Source organism: Borborobacter arsenicus, assembly GCF_003934165.1.
GTDB lineage: Bacteria > Pseudomonadota > Alphaproteobacteria > Rhizobiales > Rhizobiaceae > Pseudaminobacter > Pseudaminobacter arsenicus.
Window position 1 is genome coordinate 371,917 of record NZ_ML133509.1, and the last position, 16,421, is coordinate 388,337.

A 16,421-nucleotide genomic window follows, 5' to 3' on the forward strand; every position below is an offset into this window, starting at 1 on the left:
GATGGCGGGACAGCGGGGCAACAGGTCGGCGTCATGAAAAGCCATGGCGCAATATTGGCTTTCGCGGCTTCGCCTGCTCTATAGTCTCCGGCCTATCTCACCTGGACCAGATGCATGGCGGAATATTCGGCTTTCTCGCTCCTGAAAAACGCGCTGAACGGAAACCGGGACTGGAAGCAGGCCTGGCGCAAGCCCGACCCAAAGCCTTCCTATGAGGTGATCGTGGTCGGCGGCGGCGGGCATGGCCTGGCAACCGCCTATTATCTTGCCAGGGAGCACGGCATCGCCAATGTCGCCGTGCTCGAAAAGGGCTGGCTCGGCTCCGGCAATGTCGGCCGTAACACGACAGCGGTGCGCTCCAACTATCTCCTGCCGCAAAACAGCCGGTTCTACGAGCACTCGATGAAATTGTGGGAAAACCTCTCCCATGAGCTGAATTACAATGTGATGTTCTCGCAGCGCGGCTGCCTCAACCTGGCGCACACGCCGGGCCAGCTCGATGACTATGCGCGACGCGGCAACGCCATGCGCCATGAGGGCATCGACGCCGAACTGATGACGCCTGCCCAGATCGAGCGGCTGGTGCCCGGCCTCGACATGTCAGCATCGGCGCGCTTCCCGATCATCGGCGGGCTGATGCAGCGGCGGGCCGGCACGGCGCGCCACGACGCGGTTGCCTGGGGCTATGCGCGGGCGGCCGATCGGCGCGGCGTCGACATCATCGAAAATTGCGAAGTCACCGGCTTCCTCCGCGATGGTGACCGCGTGGTCGGCGTCACCACGACGCGCGGCGAAATCCGCGCCAGCAAGGTCGCGGTGGCGGTTGCCGGCCATACCGGCCATGTCATGAAGCTTGCCGGCATCGAGCGCCTGCCGATCGAAAGCCATGTGCTGCAGGCCTTCGTGTCGGAATCGCTCAAACCCTTCCTGCACACGGTCATCACCTTCGGCATGGGCCATTTCTATGCCTCGCAATCCGATAAGGGCGGGCTGATCTATGGCGGCGACCTCGACGGCTACAACAGCTACGCCCAGCGAGGCAGCCTGCCGGTCATGGAAGATGTCATGAGCGAGATGCTGGCGCTGTTTCCAAGCCTGGCGCGCGTGCGCGTGCTGCGCTCATGGGGCGGGGTATGCGACATGTCGATGGACGGTTCACCCATCATCACCACCGGCCCCCTGCCCGGCATGTATCTGAATGCCGGCTGGTGTTATGGCGGCTTCAAGGCCACCCCCGCCTCCGGATGGTGCTTCGCCCACACCATCGCCCGCGACGAGCCGCACGAATTCAACGCAGCCTTCACGCTTGACCGCTTCCATCGCGGCATCCTCATCGACGACAAGGGCCAGGGCTCAACCCCTCGGCTTCACTGAGCGGAATTCCAGATGCTGATTACTTGCCCCTATTGCGGCCCGCGCAACGTCAGCGAATACACCTATCAGGGCGACGGCAACCGCACCCGCCCCGATCCCGCCTCAACGGACCAGGCGGCATGGAACGAATATGTCTATGATCGGCTCAATCCGGCCGGCGACCATCATGAAATCTGGCAGCATTCCGGCGGCTGCCGTGCTCATCTTCGCGTAACGCGCAACACGCTGACGCATGTTGTCACCGAAGTCTCTTTCGCTCGTGATGCGGGACACCGCAAATCCGAACGCCACCGCAAGCCGGGAGCCCACGCATGAGCCCGCGCCGCGCCACTGCCGGCGGGCGCATCGACCGCCAGCGCACCATCCGCTTCACCTTCGACGGCCACCAGTTCACCGGCCATGCCGGCGACACGCTGGCTTCGGCGCTGCTGGCCAACGGTGTCACGCTGTTCGGCCGTTCGTTCAAATATCACCGGCCTCGCGGAGTCATGACCGCCGGTGTCAACGAGCCAAATGCCTTGGTGACCATCGTAAATGGCGGCGTGCGCGAACCGAACATCCCCGCCACCACGGTGGAGATATTCGACGGGTTGACAGCCGAGAGCCAGAACCGCTTTCCCACGCTTTCCTACGACATCGGCGCATTGAACCAGCTTGGCGGCAGGCTTCTGAGCGCGGGCTTCTATTACAAGACCTTCATGGGACCGGTCATCGGCCCGCTGAAGGGTACGCGCCTGTGGATGGCGTGCGAATATTTCATCCGTCGCGCCGCCGGCCTCGGCAGCGCCGGGCTGGAGAAGGACCCGGCGCGCTACGAGCGCATGAACGCATTCTGCGACGTGCTGGTGGTTGGTTCCGGCCCTGCCGGGCTGATGGCAGCGCAAGCGGCCGCGGAAAGCGGCGCGCGAGTCATCCTTGCGGAACTCGAAGCAGTTCCGGGCGGCTCGGCCAACTGGTCCGATGAGGCGATCGACGGCATGCCGGCGGCGAAATGGGCAAGCTCGGCCGTCGGCAAGCTGAAGGCTCTTGAAAACGTCCGGCTGCTGCCGCGCACCACCGTCTGGGGCTATTATGACGACAACACGCTTGCGGCGGTCGAGCGCGTCACCGACCACAAGAGCGCGCCCGCAAAGGGCGAGCCGCGCCATCGCCACTGGACCATCCGCGCGCAGACCGTAGTGCTGGCGACCGGGGCGCTGGAGCGGCCACTGGTGTTTCCCGGCAATGACCGTCCCGGCGTGATGCTGGCCGATGCAGCACGGCGCTATGTCAACCAGTTCGGCGTGCTGCCGGGCGAGAAGATCGCCATCTTCACCAATAATGACAGCGCCTACCGGGCCGCTCACGCGCTGAAAAAAGCCGGGGCTGCCATCGTCGCCATCATCGACCTACGCCGCGAGGTTTCCGACGCAGCGCGCCAGATCGCGGCGAGCGTCGTCGGCGAGCATCTGACCGGCCATGCCGTCGTGGCGACCGAGGGCGGCAAGCAAGTCTCGGGCATAAAAGTCCAGCCCTTCGACATTGCGACAGCCTCGGTGTCCGGCGATCCGCGCAGTCTCCATGCCGACTGCCTGCTGGTGTCGGGCGGCTGGTCGCCAACCATCCATCTCGCCAGCCAGGCCGGATTGAAGCCTGTCTGGATTGAGCAACTACAGGCATTCTTGCCGCCGCAGCCGACGCAAAAATGGCTCGCTGCCGGGGCCATCACCGGCAGTTTCTCCACGCAGGAAGCGATTTCACAAGGCCATGCCGCTGGTGCCAAGGCAGCAGACTCCAAGAGTGCCGAGCCGGGCGACCTCCCCATTGCCGATGCAGATTCGCTTGATCCTTGCCCCGCCCCGATCTTTGAGATTAAGGCGCCCGGGAAAGCCTTTGTCGACCACCAGCACGACGTCACTGCCGACGATGTGCGGCTTGCCCATCGCGAAGGCTTCGTCTCGGTCGAGCATCTGAAGCGCTACACAACGCTCGGCATGGCGACCGACCAGGGCAAGACCTCCAACGTGCCGGGCCTTGCCATCATGGCCGAGACGCTCGGCAAGCCGATCCCCGAAGTCGGCACGACTCGCTTTCGCCCGCCCTTTGCGCCCGTGTCGGTGGGAGCGCTGGCCGCCGAACGCTATGGCGACATCCGCCCCGAGCGGTTGACGCCGATGCATGACTGGCATGTCGAGAATGGCGCGACGCTCTATGCCGCCGGCCTGTGGCACCGCCCGATGATTTATGGCCTTGCCGGAGAAACCGTCGAACAGGCCTATGTGCGCGAAACGAAGGCCGTGCGTGGTGGCGTCGGGTTGGTCGATGTCTCGACGCTGGGCAAGATCGCCGTGCAGGGGCCGGATGCCGCGGCTTTCCTCGACCGCGTCTACACCAACATGTTTTCCACGCTTGCGGTCGGCAAGGCGCGCTATGGGCTGATGTTGCGCGAGGATGGCTTTGTCCTCGATGACGGCACGACATGGCGGCTTGGCGAGCATGATTTCCTCATGACCACCACCACGGCCAATGCCGGCAAGGTCATGCAGCATCTGGAATATCTGCTCGATGTCGTCTGGCCGGAACTCAGGGTCCACCTCACCTCCGTCACTGACCAATGGGCGGGGGCCGCGATCTCGGGTCCGAAATCACGGGAGGTGCTGGCGGCCTGTGTCACTGGAACCGCCGTGGATAACGACGCCCTGCCCTTCATGGGCATCGTGCATGGCGAGATCGACGGCGCGCCAGTGATGATCTGTCGCCTCTCGTTCTCCGGTGAGCTTGCCTATGAGGTCTATTGCGGCGCCGGCCACGGCACCCATGTCTGGGCGACCCTGATGAAGGGGGGCGAGAATTTCGGCATCGTGCCCTATGGGCTGGAGGCGCTGGGCACGATGCGGATCGAAAAGGGCCACGTCACCGGCGCCGAGATCGACGGCCGCACCACCGCGCGCGACCTGCATCTCGACTGGATGTTGTCGAAGAAAAAGCCCTTCATCGGCTCGGCGATGATGGATCGCGAGGGCTTGCTAGCGGAAGACCGGCTCCAGCTTGTCGGCATAATCTCGCTCGACAACCGGCCGCTCAACGGCGGCGCGCATATTGTCGAGCATCTGGACGAGGCCAACCCGCATGGCTCGATCGGCCATCTCACGGCCGCCTGCTATTCGCCTGTGCTCGGGCGATATATCGGGCTGGCGCTGGTGAGCGGCGGCAAGGCACGGCACGGCAGCCGCGCCTTCGTCTCCGATCCGCTGCGCAGGCGCTTCGGTCCCATCGAGATCGTCAGCCACCATTTCTACGATCCCGAAGGGAGCCGCATGCATGGTTGAGCAGGAATCACCATTGAAGCCGGTGTGGCAACCGGGCTCGCATGGCAATTTCGCCGCCGGCATCGGCGTCTATCTGAGCGAGAGCGCGCCCGGATCGATCGTCCAGCTTGCCGCCTGGGCCGGCAAGGAGAAAGCGGTGCTACAGGCAATCAAGGCGGTTGCCGGCCTGAAGCTGCCGGATGGCGCCGGCGGCGGTGCCCCCGGCGAGGCTCGTGCAGCCTTCGGCTTCGCTCCGGGAAAATTCCTTGTCATCGATGAGCAGGAGGGCCTGGCCGAACGCTTTACGCAGGCGCTCGACATCGAGACGGGAACGGTCACTGACCTCTCGCATGGCCGCACGGCGATCCGCATTGCCGGACCAAAGGCCGAATGGGTGCTGTCGAAATTCTTCGCGATCGACTTTTCCGCGACCGCCTTTCCCATCGGCGCCGGCCGCTCGACCGTCCATCACGAGATTTTCGTGCATATCCAGCGCAGCGCGCCGACACAGTTCGAACTTTACGTCTTCCGCTCCTTCGCCAGAAGCTTCTGGCAAGCTCTATGCCGGGCAAGCGAAGAGGTAGGATACGAGGTCCAGTAAGAGCGGGGTTGGGTCTCAGTCGACAAAGACGGCCCATTCGTCCAGCGGTGCGCGGCTGGTGCGGAAGGTGCTTTCGGGCTTGGACGTATCCTCATGGCCGAGTGCCATGCCGCACACCACGATCTCCTCGTCGGGAATGCCGAGCACCGGCCTGATCTGCTGGTGATAGGGCGCGAAGGCCGCCTGCGGGCAGGTGTGCAGGCCCCTCGCCCGCGCTGCGATCATGATGTTTTGCAGGAACATGCCGTAGTCGACCCAGGAGCCCTTGTTCAGCCGCCGATCGATGGTAAAGATCATGCCGACCGGCGCGTCGAAGAACACGAAATTGCGGTCATGCTGCGCGCGCATGCGCTCGACCTCGCGCCGGCCGATGCCAAGCACACTGTAGAGCCCGAAACCGTTCTCGCGCCGCCGCTGCAGATAGGGCTCGAAGAACTGGTCCGGGTAATATTTGTACTCGTCCCAGGTCGCCTTCTCGGCGCGGATGCCGGAATTCAGGATGGCATCGGAAATGCGCTGCTTGGTCTCACCGGTCGTCACATAGACCTTCCACGGCTGCATATTGGTGCCGGAAGGCGCGCGTGCCGCGACCTGCAATATGTCTCGGATCGTCTCCTCGTCCACCGGCGTGGGCAGGAAGGCGCGCACCGAGCGGCGAGAGACGATGGCTTCATCAACGATCTCGCCGGCGCCCTGCGAACTGGCTACGGTTCCTCGTGACAACATGGATGGTTCCTTCTCGACGCGGCCTGTTCGCCGCAGTGCAGCATTTGCACGACCCGGCCGCCCGCCGCAAGTTATACCTGACTTGCATGAAATTCAGGTTGAATTTTTCATCAATTTGCTCTCATATGAAATTCTGAAAGGTTTTTTCATGACGGTCTCGCTCGCCCCGCAGGAAGAACTCGCTGAAAACCGCTTCCTGAGCGCCGATGAGCTTCTGGCGCGCGATATCCGCGCGCTGCGCAAATCCCGTGGGCTCACGCTATCGGGAATCGCGCTCCAGCTTGGCCGTTCGGTCGGCTGGCTGAGCCAGGTCGAGCGCGGCTTGTCGCGCCCCTCGATCAGCGATCTTCGCGCGCTCGCCGACCTGTTCGGCGTTCCGGTCAGCCTGTTCTTCGGCCATGATGTGGCTGACGAGGCCGAGCGCGGCGTCATCGTGCGCGCCGGAAGGCGCCGGCCGCTTGGCAGCAGCGATACCGGCCTGGTCGAAGAGCTTCTATCGCCCGACCTTGGCGGCAGCTTCGAGATGGTGCGCTCCCAATTCGCAGCCGGCGCCGAGCTGGCAGCATCGGCGCGGCGTCCGACGGAAGAGGCCGGCTATGTCGTTTCCGGCCGCTTCGACATCGAGATCGACGGGCGCTGGCATCAGCTGGCCGCAGGAGACAGCTTCTCCTTCGCCGGCAAGCCGTTCCGCTGGAAAAACCCGGGAAACGAACCCGCGGTGGTGATTTGGGTGATCTCGCCGCCAGTTTATTGAGACTTAAGGGAGGAGCAGGAAATGGCCGATATTCCATCAACGGCGCGCGTGGTCGTCATCGGTGGCGGCGCGGTCGGCGTCTCGTCGCTCTATCATCTGGCCAAGGCCGGATGGACCGATTGCGTGCTTCTGGAAAAGAACGAGCTGACCTCCGGCTCGACCTGGCATGCGGCCGGCAATGTGCCGACCTTCTCGACTTCCTGGTCGCTGATGAACATGCAGCGCTATTCGACCGAGCTCTATCGCGGGCTGGCGCAAGAGGTCGACTATCCGATGAACTACCATGTCACAGGTTCGCTGCGGCTCGGCCACAGCAAGGAGCGCATGCGCGAATTCCTGCGCGCCAGGGGCATGGGCCGCTATCAGGGCATGGATATCGAGGTGGTCGGGCCTGACGAGATCAAGAGCCGCTACCCCTTCATCGAGACGCACGATCTGCAAGGCGCGCTCCATGATCCGAGTGATGGCGACATCGACCCCGCACAGCTCACCCAGGCGCTGGCCAAGGGCGCGCGCGACATGGGCGCGAAAATCGTCCGCTTCTGCCCGGTCACGGCGGCAAGGCGCGAAAACGGCGAATGGGTGCTGACGACGCCGCATGGCGAGATCCGCTGCGAATATGTGGTCAACGCCGCCGGCTACCGCGCGCAAGAGGTCGGCAGGCTGTTTGGCCGCACCGTGCCGATGATGGTGATGAGCCATCAATACATCCTGTTCGAGGAAATCCCCGAACTCGCCGCCTGGTCGAAGGAAGCCGGCCACAAGCTGCCGCTGCTGCGCGACGTCGATACCTCCTGGTATCTGCGGCAGGAAAAGAACGGCATGAATCTCGGCCCTTACGAAAAGAACTGCCGCGCCCATTGGGCCACGCCTGACGATCCGATGCCGGAGGATTTTTCCTTCCAGCTCTATCCCGACGATCTGGAGCGGCTGGAATGGCACCTCAAGGACGCCACCGAGCGTGTGCCTATCCTCGGCACCGCCGGGCTTTCCAAGATGATCAACGGACCGATCCCCTATGCGCCCGACGGCAACCCGCTGATCGGGCCGATGCCCGGCGTGCCCAACGCCTTCGAGGCCTGCGTCTTCACCTTTGGCATCGCTCAGGCCGGCGGCGCCGGCAAGGTGCTGGCCGAATGGGTGACCGAAGGCCGGACCGAGTGGGACATGTGGTCCTGCGACCCGCGCCGCTTTACCGCCTTTGCCGCCGACCACGACTATTGCGTGGCCAAGGGCATGGAGGTCTACGGCAACGAATATGCGATCCATTTCCCGCATCACGCCTGGCCGGCGGGCAGGAACCGCAAGTTCTCCCCCATCCACGACCGCATCGCTGCCCTTGGCGCACAGTTCGACGCCTATAATGGCTGGGAGCGCGCGACCTGGTACGCCGCGCCGGGCGACGATACGTCCGAGGCCTCCACCCAGACCTTCAACCGCGCCGGCCCCTGGGAAAAGCGTATCCGCGAGGAATGCCTCGCCGTCAGGGATGCCGCCGGCGTACTCGACCTACCCGGCTTCTCACGTTTTCGCCTCGAGGGTCCGGGCGCGCGCGAGTGGCTGTCCTCGATGATCACCGGCGTGGTGCCAAAGCCGGGGCGCATCGGCCTTGGCTATTTCGCCGACGAGGGCGGGCGCATCGTCACCGAGATGTCGATCATGGCGCTGAAGGAGGACTTCTTCTTCCTGATCACCGCAGCCGCGGCCGAACTGCATGATTTCGAATGGCTGCAGAAGAACCTGCCGCAAGCATCCGGCATCTCATTGAGAAACGTGACCGATGATTTCTCCTGCCAGATCCTCAGCGGGCCGAAGTCCCGCGCCATTCTGGCGGAAATCACCGATGCGGACCTAACGCAATCCTGGCTCTCGCATCAGTCGGTACAGATCGCAGGCCGCTGGTGCCAGCTCGTGCGCGTCTCCTTTGCCGGCGAATTGGGCTGGGAAATCCACACCAAGATCGAGGACACCGCCACCATATTCGATGCAGTCTGGCAGGCCGGCCAGAAACACGGGTTGAAGCCCTTCGGCATGTTTGCGCTCGACAGCCTGCGGCTGGAAAAAGGCTACCGCGCCTGGAAGCAGGAACTCTCCACCGACTACACCGTGCTGCAAGGTGGGCTGGAGCGTTTCGTCAAATGGGACAAGCCCGCTTTCCGGGGCAAGGCCGCCCTTGAACAGGAAAAGCAGCGGGACGAGACCAAGCGCTTCGTCACGCTTGTGGTCGAGGCCGGTGAGTGCGACGCGCCCTATATGTCGACGCTGTGGCACAACGGAAAAGTGGTGGGCGAAACCTTGTCAGGAGGGTTCGGCAACCGGGTGGACAAATCCATTGCCCTCGGCATGATCCGGGCCGACCTTGCCGTTGCGGGCACCAGGATCGAGGTCGAGATCTTCGGCGAAAGCTGCCCTGCCATCGTGCAGGAAGACAAGCCACTCTGGGACCCGCTCAATGAGAGGCTGAGAAGCTGAGAGCGCTCATGTTCGACCCCCACTCCGGTTTGCTACGCAAACCACCTCTCCCCCGTTCGACGGGGGAGAGGAAGGAAGCCTGCCTAGCCGCCGTGCTTCCTCTCCCCCGGGCAGGGGGAGAGGTGCCGAGCGAAGCGAGGCGGAGTGGGGGTGCTTGCCGAAGCGATATGGAAATCTAGTCATGCCAAAACCCTCTTCCCGCATTTCCCGCATCGTGCCTTCCGGCAAGGACGGCTGGGAGGTGCATTTCACCGCCATGACGCGCCACCAGGCCGGCGAGGACATCATCATGCTGTCGGTCGGCGACCATGATTTCGACACGCCTTCTGAAACCGTCGAAGCCTGCGTCAGCGCCGTGCGCGGCGGCTATCACCACTACACCCAGCTTCCCGGCATTCCCCGCCTGCGCGAGGCAATGGCGCGCGTCTCCACCCAATGCACCGGCGTTGCCACCAGCGCCGACGAGGTGATTGCGACACCGGGCGGGCAGCAGGCGCTTTATGCGGCGGCACAGGCGGTGCTCGACCCCGGCGACCACGCCATCGTCGTTGCGCCCTATTATGCCACCTATCCCGGCACGTTCCGCGCAGCCGGCGCCAGCTTCACGGTGGTCGAAGCCCGCGCGGAAGACGGCTTCCAGCCGCGCGCGGAAGATATCGCGGCCGCCATTACCCCGCAGACGCGGGCGCTGCTCATCAACACGCCCAACAACCCGACCGGCGCGGTCTATTCGCGCGCCACGCTGGATGGCATCGCGGAAATCTGCCGCACGCACGATCTGTGGCTGTTTTCCGACGAGGTCTACTGGACGCTTGGCGGTGGCGAGCATGTTTCGCCGCGCGCCCTGCCCGGCATGGCCGAGCGCACGCTGGTCATCAATTCCATGTCGAAAAGCCACGGCATGACCGGCTGGCGTATCGGCTGGCTGACCGGACCGCGCGACCTGATCGCGCTGCTCGTCAATCTCAACCTCGTCACCACCTACGGCCTGACCGATTTCGTCTCGCGGGCCGCCGTCGCGGCGCTGGAAAATGCCTATGGCGTCAAGGAAATCGCCGAGCGCTATGCCGCGCGGCGCACCGTGTTCCTCGATGCCATATGCGGCCTCAACAATGTCACCGTCCGCGGTTCGGAAGGCGGCATGTATGTCATGCTCGACATCAGCCGGATCGAGCCCGACTGCGAGAAATTCGCCTGGGCGCTGCTGGAAGGCGAGAAGCTTGCCGTCATGCCGGGCTCCAGCTTCGGCGAGGCGGCAAGCGGCCATATCCGCATCAGCCTTTGCCAGCCCGAACCCGTTCTCACCGAAGCCGCCCTACGCATCCGGCGCTTTGCCGCCACCTATCGGAGCCTGTCTGAATGAGTGCGCAATCCATCCCCGCCAAGGCCCGCACCGTCATCATCGGCGGCGGTGTTTCGGGCTGCTCGGTCGCCTATCATCTGGCCAAGCTCGGCTGGAGCGACATCGTGCTGCTGGAGCGCAAGCAGCTTACCTGCGGCACCACCTGGCACGCGGCGGGGCTGATCGGCCAGTTGCGCGGCTCGCAGAACATGACGCGGCTCGCCAAATATTCGGCCGACCTCTACGTCAAGCTGGAGGAAGAGACCGGGGTGGCCACCGGCATGCGCCAGGTCGGATCGATCACCGTGGCGCTGACCGAGGAGCGCAAGCACGAAATCTATCGCCAGGCCTCGCTGGCGCGCGCCTTCGATGTCGATGTGCGCGAGATTTCTCCCAGCGAAGTCAAGGAGATGTATCCGCATCTCAATGTATCGGATGTGGTCGGTGCCGTGCATCTGCCGCTCGACGGCCAGTGCGACCCAGCCAACATCGCCATGGCCCTTGCCAAGGGCGCGCGCCAGCGCGGCGCCAAGATCGTCGAAGGCGTGAAAGTCACTGCCGTTCACCAGAAGGACGGCCGCGTCACCGGCGTTTCCTGGGCGCAAGGGCAGGACCAGGGCACGATCGAAACCGACATCGTCATCAACTGCGCCGGCATGTGGGCGCGCGAACTGGCCGCCATGTCGGGCGTGACCGTGCCGCTTCACGCCTGCGAGCATTTCTACCTCGTCACCGAGGCCATTCCCGGCCTGTCGCGCCTGCCAGTGCTCAGGGTTCCGGACGAATGCGCCTATTACAAGGAAGACGCCGGCAAGATGATGCTGGGCGCCTTCGAGCCCAGGGCAAAACCGTGGGGCATGGAAGGCATTCGCGAAGATTTCTGCTTCGATCAGTTGCCCGAGGATTTCGAGCATTTCGAGCCGATCCTCGAAATGGGCGTAAACCGCATGCCGATGCTGGCTAGCGCCGGCATCCACACCTTCTTCAACGGCCCCGAAAGCTTCACGCCGGACGACCGCTACTATCTCGGCGAAGTGCCGGAACTCAAAGGCTATTGGGTCGCAGCGGGCTACAATTCCGTCGGCATCGTCTCCTCCGGTGGAGCGGGCATGGCGCTGGCGCAGTGGATCAATGACGGCGAAGCGCCTTTCGACCTGTGGGAGGTCGATATCCGCCGGGCCCAGCCTTTCCAGAAGAACCGCGCCTATCTCAAGGAGCGCGTTTCAGAAACGCTCGGCCTGCTTTATGCTGATCACTTCCCCTATCGGCAGGTCACCACCTCGCGCGGCGTGCGCCGCTCGCCGATCCACGAACATTTGAAGGCGCGCGGCGCGGTGTTCGGCGAAGTTACCGGCTGGGAGCGTGCCAACTGGTTCGCGCGCGAAGGCCAGGAACGCGAATACCGCTACAGCTGGAAGCGGCAGAACTGGTTCGACAACAACCGCGAGGAACATCTGGCGGTGCGCAATAATGTCGGCCTATTCGACATGACTTCCTTCGGCAAGATCAGGATCGAGGGGCGCGACGCGCTCGCCTTCCTGCAGCGTCTGTGCGCCAACGATCTCGACGTCGCGCCCGGTCGCATCGTCTATACCCAGATGCTGAACAATCGCGGCGGCATCGAAAGCGACCTCACCATCTCGCGCCTGTCGGAAACCGCTTTTCTCGCGGTCGTACCCGGCGCCACCCTGCAGCGCGATCTTGCCTGGCTACGAAAGCATCTTGACGACGAGTTCGTAGTGATCACCGATGTGAGCGCAGCCGAATCCGTGCTTTGCCTGATGGGGCCGAAGTCGCGCGAGTTGATCCAAAAAGTCAGCCCGAACGATTTCTCAAACCAGCACAACCCCTTCGGCAGTTGGCAGGAGATCGAGATCGGCATGGGGCTGGCGCGCGCCCACCGCGTCACCTATGTCGGCGAACTGGGCTGGGAACTCTACATCTCGACTGACCAGGCCGCCCATGTCTTCGAGGCGCTGGAGGAATCCGGACGCGAATTCGGCCTGAAACTCTGCGGCCTGCATACGCTGGATTCCTGCCGCATCGAAAAGGCGTTCCGCCATTTCGGCCACGACATCACCGATGAGGACCATGTGCTGGAAGCCGGACTCGGTTTTGCGGTTAGGACCGGCAAGGGCGACTTCATTGGCCGCGACGCGGTGCTTGCCAAAAGGCAAGCCGGCCTGTCACGCCGGCTCGTCCAGTTCCGCGTTACGAACCCCGAGCCGCTGCTTTTCCACAATGAGGCGATCGTGCGCGACGGCGAGATCGTCGGCACCATCACCTCGGGCAATTACGGCCATCATCTCGGCGGCGCGGTCGGCCTCGGCTATGTGCCGGCAAAGGGTGAAAGCGAGGAACAGATATTGTCCTCGACCTATGAGATCGAGATCGCCGGCGAACGTTTTTCCGCCGAAGCCTCGCTCAAGCCGATGTATGATCCGAAGGCGGAACGGGTACGCATGTAAAGCATCGGACCGAAAAGTGGGGACCGGTTTTCGGAATATTCCGATGCTCAATCAAAGTGCCAATCGGCTGGTCAGAATGCATCCATCCTGGCCATCACTTTGGCCATGAACGCCTTGCGGGAAGCCTCGGTCGAGGAATTCATCGAATAATGCGCAAGATAAGAAACGGGCGCCCCGGGCTTCACCGTCAGCCGCAGCACCCGCTTCACCAGCTTGCGCGGTGGGTCGCCCAGCAGGAATGCGTTGAGGCGGCTGCCGCCATAGGTAGTGACTGCGGCGAGCTTGCGGATCGTGTGCAGCGACGGCTTGGCCTTGTCGCCGACCATCTTGAACGACACGCCCGGCAGGAAGACGCGATCAAAAAACCCTTTCAGAATAGCTGGATAGCCATAATTCCATACCGGAAAGGTGAGAACCAGCCCTTCCGCCCGGCGCAGCCGCTCGACATAGTTGCACACGGTTTCAGTATTTTCCGGCACGTCGCGATAGCGGATGCGCTCCTCGCGGCTCAAGCAAGGCTCGAAGCCCTCCGCATAGAGGTCGCAATCATCGACCTCATGCCCGCGTGCGACAAGCCTTTCGACCACAAGGCGGTGCAGCGCCGCATGATAGCTGGTCTCGACCGGATGGGCATAAAGCACGAGAACCTTCATGCGACACCCGTTATCCTGCCCGTTGCAGGCCCTTGAACAGAAACGTCTTGCTGGAATGATAGTCGTAGCTGGAGTCTTCCCAGGCGATCATCTTGCCTGGATTGAGGAGGCCCTGCGGGTCCGCCTCGCGCTTGAAGGCAAGCTGGATCTCGTCGGTCTGCTTCATGCCGCCCTCCTCCAGCGTGTAGCGATGCGGATTGAAGATCGGGCAGCCATTTTCCTCATGCAGCCTTATGATCTCGTCCAGCCGTTCCTCGGTGGTGAACTTTACCAGCGGTAGACCGAAGCAGGTGATGTTGCCGTCGAAGCGCACGAATTCCAGATGCGAGAATACTTCGCCGGGAAACATTGCGTCCATCCTTTCCACCAGCGCAAGCTGGTTGGGAAACGGGTAGAGCGATTGCAGGTAAGTGATTGACGGATCGACGCGAAGCGCCCGCAGCGTCGTGTGGTTCCAGGCCAGTTCGAAGGCAGGCGGCAAGCCCTTCTTGTCCTCTTCGGTCGCGGCGTTGAACACCACTTCGCCACCCTCGCGCCTTGTGAAGGCGAGGAAGGCATCCAGTGCATGCGGCGCGACCATGACCAGGCAGATGCTCTGGCCGGGGCGAAAGAAGCGCTGATGCCGCTTGAAATAGTCCTGTGGCACCGGAGCTGCGATCGGGGTGATCAGCTTGGTCAGCAGTCCGTCCTGGCAGGCCAGCGCATTGCCGTAGCGAGCCGCGCCCATGAAGGTATCGAAACCGACAATGACATCGATCCAGTCATAGGCAGCCGTCAGCGGCATTTCCACTTCGGTGATGATGCCGTTGGTGCCGTAGGCATGCGTGACCTTATGCAAATCCTCGCCTGTAAGGTCCAATATGCGCGGTCCTGCCTCCATGGTGACGACACGCAGGCGCAGCACATTGCCGAAATCGCGCAAGCCGCCGAAATTGATCGAGCCCACGCCGCCCGAACCACCGGCGATGAAGCCGCCGATCGAGGCAGTATTGTAGGTCGACGGATGCAGCCGCAGTTCCTGGCCCGAATGGGTCCGCGTCGCCCGGTCGATATCCGCAATGATCGCCCCCGGCCCTGCCACCACGCGCCCCGACGCAATCGAAACGATCTCGTTCATTTCCGCCAGCGACAGCACGACGCCGCCCGAGAGCGGCATCGCCTGGCCGTAATTGCCCGTGCCGGTGCCGCGCGGTGTCACCGGAATTCCCAGCCGATGGCAGGCGGCGAGCACCCGCACCACCTCAACCTCGTTCTTGGGCGAGACGATCAGGTCGCCGCTGATATGGTCGAGCTGCCGCTTCAGCACCGGGCTGTACCAGTAAAAGTCGCGGCTCTTTTGCTGGACGATCTTTTCATTGTCCTCGATCTTCAGCCCGTCGAGCTCGCGTTTGAGTGTGGCAATATCCATCGCGTCAGCCCATCAGCTCATCGAGTTCGGCATAGTCGGGCAGTTCGGCATCGATCGGCCTGCCGTCGCGCACCACGGTGCGGCCGGCTTCGGGTCGCGACAGAAGCTCCGTCCAGCTACGTCCCCTGAAGATGATGAAATCCGCCGGGCCGCCCACCTGCAGCGTGCCCGCTGCTTCGAGGCGCATCACTTGCGCTGGGGTGACGGTCACCGCCTGCGGCCAGTCACCGACCGGGTGGTCGAAATGCAATATGCGCGTTGCCATGCGATAGACCTCGTGCATGTCGAGATCGCCATAGGCATAGAATGGGTCGCGCGTATTGTCGGAGGCGACGCAGACCGGAATGCCGCGCGCCTTCATTTCATGCAACAGCGTCACCCCGCGCCAGCGCGGCGTGGTGCCGTCATGGCGGCGGTCCTGCAGGTAGAGATTGCACATCGGCAGCGAGACGACCGCGATGTTGGCGCGCGCCACCTTGTCCAGCGTATCGAGAACTTCCGCGTCGGGCTGGCGCGCCAGTGAGCAGCAATGCCCGACCAGTATCCTGCCCTCGAACCGGTGGCGCTGTGCGGCCTCGGCTATCTTGCGCAGCGACACGGCGGCAAGGTCGTCGGTTTCGTCGGCATGGAAATCGAGGTCGAGGCGATGCGCTATCGCGGTCCGGAACACACGGTCGAGCAGTTCGTCGAGATCCGGAACCATATAGGTGACGGTGCCCAGAACGCCCCTTGCCTCGGCCACACGCCTCGCCATCCGGCCGAACCAGTCTTCGTCGCCGACCCGCTCGACGCCGAACAGGCAGGCACCTTGCAACTCGATCCGGCCTCGCCAGCGCTCGCGCATCTCCTCAAAGACCGGCCAGGAAATCGTCTCCTGCGGCGGGATCGAGTCGATGTGTGTGCGCAGCGCCTTCGTGCCGTGGGCATAGGCGCAGCGCAGCGAAAATTCCATCCGCCGGGCAACGTCACTGGCACTCCAGCGCGCTTCCCGGTCGGCATCGGTTGCTGCCAGCGCCCCGGCGAAGGAACCGTTGGCGTTCGGGCTACGCGCCCAGATATGCCCCTTGTCGATATGGGTGTGGCAGTCGACGAAGCAAGGCAGCACGATGCGGCCCTTGAGATCGACGGCTCCGGCTCGCCCTTCCCCCCGCGCGGCGGCGGCAATCCGCTCGATCCGCCCATCCGTCACGTCAAGATCGGCCAGCGCGAAGCCATCGGCATCGGCGGGCGCGGAAAGTCCCGGCGTCAGCGACGCATGCAGGCGGACATTGGCGAGCTTGAACGAACCGGAAGTGGGGATGGAAATCGACATCTATCGCCCCGGCGTCGATACATG

Annotated in this window: 12 protein-coding genes; 8 read left to right on the forward strand and 4 right to left on the reverse strand. The window is 63.5% G+C overall.

The window, feature by feature from the left end; genetic code table 11:
- Positions 1-114: 114 nt before the first annotated feature.
- Genes EET67_RS03325 through soxG form a run of 4 tightly spaced genes read left to right on the forward strand, consistent with a single transcriptional unit; the run spans position 115 to position 5,262 of the window.
- The gene (locus tag EET67_RS03325) at positions 115-1,374 is read left to right on the forward strand and encodes a sarcosine oxidase subunit beta family protein (RefSeq protein WP_128624794.1); all 1,260 of its coding nucleotides are present in this window, start codon (positions 115-117) and stop codon (positions 1,372-1,374) included.
- Between the two features lie 12 nt (positions 1,375-1,386).
- Complete coding sequence (locus EET67_RS03330; RefSeq protein ID WP_128624795.1) at positions 1,387-1,689, forward strand: sarcosine oxidase subunit delta family protein; 303 nt, start codon at positions 1,387-1,389, stop codon at positions 1,687-1,689.
- Positions 1,686-4,682 carry a sarcosine oxidase subunit alpha gene (locus EET67_RS03335; RefSeq protein WP_128624796.1) on the forward strand — a complete coding sequence of 999 codons (2,997 nt, stop codon included), beginning with the start codon at positions 1,686-1,688 and terminating at the stop codon, positions 4,680-4,682. The genes EET67_RS03330 and EET67_RS03335 overlap by 4 nt, the downstream gene beginning before the upstream one ends.
- Complete coding sequence (gene soxG / locus EET67_RS03340) at positions 4,675-5,262, forward strand: sarcosine oxidase subunit gamma family protein (RefSeq protein WP_128624797.1); 588 nt, start codon at positions 4,675-4,677, stop codon at positions 5,260-5,262. Before EET67_RS03335 ends, soxG begins: the two co-directional genes overlap by 8 nt.
- Positions 5,263-5,277: 15 nt before the next feature.
- Here the strand turns inward: soxG and EET67_RS03345 are convergent, their stop codons facing one another.
- Positions 5,278-5,988, reverse strand: coding sequence for a nitroreductase (locus tag EET67_RS03345; RefSeq protein ID WP_128624798.1), 711 nt, complete (start codon positions 5,986-5,988; stop codon positions 5,278-5,280).
- Positions 5,989-6,136: 148 nt separating this feature from the next.
- Between EET67_RS03345 and EET67_RS03350 the strand changes: the two genes are divergently transcribed.
- The 4 genes from EET67_RS03350 (at position 6,137) to EET67_RS03365 (ending at position 13,024) form a co-directional block, all read left to right on the forward strand.
- The gene (locus EET67_RS03350) at positions 6,137-6,742 is read left to right on the forward strand and encodes a helix-turn-helix domain-containing protein (protein WP_128624799.1); all 606 of its coding nucleotides are present in this window, start codon (positions 6,137-6,139) and stop codon (positions 6,740-6,742) included.
- Positions 6,743-6,763: 21 nt separating this feature from the next.
- Positions 6,764-9,214: a GcvT family protein gene (locus tag EET67_RS03355; protein WP_128624800.1), complete on the forward strand. Its 2,451-nt coding sequence runs from the start codon at positions 6,764-6,766 to the stop codon at positions 9,212-9,214.
- A 181-nt stretch (positions 9,215-9,395) separates the two neighbouring features.
- Positions 9,396-10,577, forward strand: a complete 1,182-nt coding sequence (locus EET67_RS03360) for a pyridoxal phosphate-dependent aminotransferase (RefSeq protein ID WP_128624801.1) — start codon at positions 9,396-9,398, stop codon at positions 10,575-10,577.
- Positions 10,574-13,024, forward strand: a complete 2,451-nt coding sequence (locus EET67_RS03365) for a GcvT family protein (protein WP_128624802.1) — start codon at positions 10,574-10,576, stop codon at positions 13,022-13,024. The genes EET67_RS03360 and EET67_RS03365 overlap by 4 nt, the downstream gene beginning before the upstream one ends.
- 71 nt (positions 13,025-13,095) lie before the next feature.
- Here EET67_RS03365 and EET67_RS03370 read toward each other — a convergent pair whose 3' ends face one another.
- From EET67_RS03370 to EET67_RS03380, 3 genes are read right to left on the reverse strand one after another with little or no spacing between them, the layout of a single operon-like run.
- The gene (locus tag EET67_RS03370) at positions 13,096-13,677 is read right to left on the reverse strand and encodes an NAD(P)H-dependent oxidoreductase (RefSeq protein ID WP_128624803.1); all 582 of its coding nucleotides are present in this window, start codon (positions 13,675-13,677) and stop codon (positions 13,096-13,098) included.
- Positions 13,678-13,687: 10 nt separating this feature from the next.
- Positions 13,688-15,085, reverse strand: a complete 1,398-nt coding sequence (locus tag EET67_RS03375) for an FAD-binding oxidoreductase (protein WP_128624804.1) — start codon at positions 15,083-15,085, stop codon at positions 13,688-13,690.
- Between the two features lie 4 nt (positions 15,086-15,089).
- The gene (locus EET67_RS03380) at positions 15,090-16,397 is read right to left on the reverse strand and encodes a cytosine deaminase (RefSeq protein ID WP_128624805.1); all 1,308 of its coding nucleotides are present in this window, start codon (positions 16,395-16,397) and stop codon (positions 15,090-15,092) included.
- Positions 16,398-16,421: the final 24 nt, after the last annotated feature.

Bases quoted from the DNA above. Each gene is read 5' to 3' on its own strand.
- EET67_RS03345 (WP_128624798.1), bottom strand. From the start codon at position 5,988: ATGTTGTCACGAGGAACCGTAGCCAGTTCGCAGGGCGCCGGCGAGATC.
- EET67_RS03330 (WP_128624795.1), top strand. From the start codon at position 1,387: ATGCTGATTACTTGCCCCTATTGCGGCCCGCGCAACGTCAGCGAATAC.
- EET67_RS03360 (WP_128624801.1), top strand. From the start codon at position 9,396: ATGCCAAAACCCTCTTCCCGCATTTCCCGCATCGTGCCTTCCGGCAAG.
- EET67_RS03335 (WP_128624796.1), top strand. From the start codon at position 1,686: ATGAGCCCGCGCCGCGCCACTGCCGGCGGGCGCATCGACCGCCAGCGC.
- EET67_RS03370 (WP_128624803.1), bottom strand. From the start codon at position 13,677: ATGAAGGTTCTCGTGCTTTATGCCCATCCGGTCGAGACCAGCTATCAT.
- EET67_RS03325 (WP_128624794.1), top strand. From the start codon at position 115: ATGGCGGAATATTCGGCTTTCTCGCTCCTGAAAAACGCGCTGAACGGA.
- EET67_RS03365 (WP_128624802.1), top strand. From the start codon at position 10,574: ATGAGTGCGCAATCCATCCCCGCCAAGGCCCGCACCGTCATCATCGGC.
- EET67_RS03380 (WP_128624805.1), bottom strand. From the start codon at position 16,397: ATGTCGATTTCCATCCCCACTTCCGGTTCGTTCAAGCTCGCCAATGTC.
- EET67_RS03375 (WP_128624804.1), bottom strand. From the start codon at position 15,085: ATGGATATTGCCACACTCAAACGCGAGCTCGACGGGCTGAAGATCGAG.
- EET67_RS03350 (WP_128624799.1), top strand. From the start codon at position 6,137: ATGACGGTCTCGCTCGCCCCGCAGGAAGAACTCGCTGAAAACCGCTTC.
- soxG (WP_128624797.1), top strand. From the start codon at position 4,675: ATGGTTGAGCAGGAATCACCATTGAAGCCGGTGTGGCAACCGGGCTCG.
- EET67_RS03355 (WP_128624800.1), top strand. From the start codon at position 6,764: ATGGCCGATATTCCATCAACGGCGCGCGTGGTCGTCATCGGTGGCGGC.